Raw genomic sequence first — 1626 nt, 5'->3', positions numbered from 1 at the left:
GAAGATCATCTGCGTGCTTATGTGTTTGAGAATGAAAGGAAGATATAAATTTAAGATAAATAGGTGTATTTATTTCCCAATCATTTCGGAATATTGCTACCCCAGCATCTTTATAGACAATATCCTTTGTAGGTATTTCACCTACATTTCCGTTGGAGCGAACATAAAGTAATTTAGGGTTAGTAATATTTTCTACACTTAGAAATGAAATTGAATCGTTACCAGAATCTCCTGTCATTGGAATTTTTCCATCTGGTTTAACTATATGAGCTAAATATTCTTCCATTTTGAATACTTTATCTTTCAATATAGGGACACTCTTGTTGTGGTAAAGTAAAAAGTCATTTATCTCGCGAAAAAGTTTTAATACTACGATGTGATAGGAAGCGCTGTGTTCTTTATGTACGCCGCTAACAGTAACATCTCTTTCTAAACGAGATTCTATTCGCTTAATTGCTTTATCAAACCACTTATGACAATCCGTAAATTCAGGGAACATAATCGATAATTCAAGTAAAGAACGATCTTGAAATATTCCATGATTATTGGAGAAGTTGTAATTTTTATCATCGTATAGGAACTGTCCGTGAACTTCTAATGTGCCTAATACTTTTTGATAGAATGTATCATCGTATAACTCTGATTCTCTATAGAACTCCAAAAAGTAAATGATATTAATAACTCGATTCGCTGTACTATGATCTTCCCATGCAAACGGACTTACTTGGTTTTCTGGTGAAGGATTGGAGGATATCCAACTTTCCAGAAACCATTTAGATTTTTCCAAGTATTCCTGTCTAGGATCTAATTCATAAGCATTCATTAAATATCCAACCATATCTAAACTATGAAAATAAAAACACCATGTTTTGTCATTAAATGGATTTTCCTTCCAAGTTATCACACTATCAGATTTATATGGAGAGAAAGATTTGTTTACGTATAAATAATCATGTGTTATTTCATTAGCAATTTCTAATGATTTTTTATTCGATTTAGAGCGTTTAAATATCATAAAAATCCTCCAATTTTCAATCTGGCTACTATTATATAGAAAAAACAAAAATGTGAAAATATGGTAAGGGATTATATGATTTAAAAAAGTAGAATTGTCATATGTAATTACGATTTATGTCACATATTGTTCAAATAGTGTACTTTTCATAAAGAAAATATACAGTTCCATAAGAGTCCAAACCAAGGCTCTTTTCTTTTTAAAAAAATAAGGGATAGATTTAATTGGTACATTAAGTTAAACGAATTACCTTGTAGGTAAATTTACAGAACACGTTTACATGACTAAGGGAATAGGAAAAAGCTGAGATTTTTCTCAGCATTTTTCGTCCAAATAAAAATTTGAGAATAGAGATTGTGAAGGATTACACTTAAACAAAAGGGGGCGTTACTGAACAACGGTAATGCATTTTCTTATTGAAGTAACTTGGAAGGTTAGTTTAATAAATATAATTTACAATTTTGGGTAATCACAATGGAATCGGGGGAATTCAAATGTTAATTAGAGAGATACAGCCCTTGGATGCTGAAAATTTAATATGTCTGATTAAGCAAGTTGAAGCAGAAGCTAAGTTTATGCTAATGGAATCAGGGGAAAGAAAAACTACTACT

Annotated in this window: 1 protein-coding gene; it reads right to left on the bottom strand. The window is 30.9% G+C overall.

What is annotated here, in order from left to right:
- Nucleotides 1-1015: heparinase II/III family protein (locus tag V7083_RS22190; protein WP_335482170.1), on the bottom strand; the 1015-nt coding region annotated here is incomplete at its 3' end.
- Between the last annotated feature and the right edge of the window lie 611 nt (nt 1016-1626).

It is taken from the genome of Bacillus sp. JJ1764, from assembly GCF_036962145.1.
Lineage (GTDB): Bacteria > Bacillota > Bacilli > Bacillales > Cytobacillaceae > Neobacillus.
This window is presented reverse-complemented; position numbering and strand designations above follow the sequence as displayed.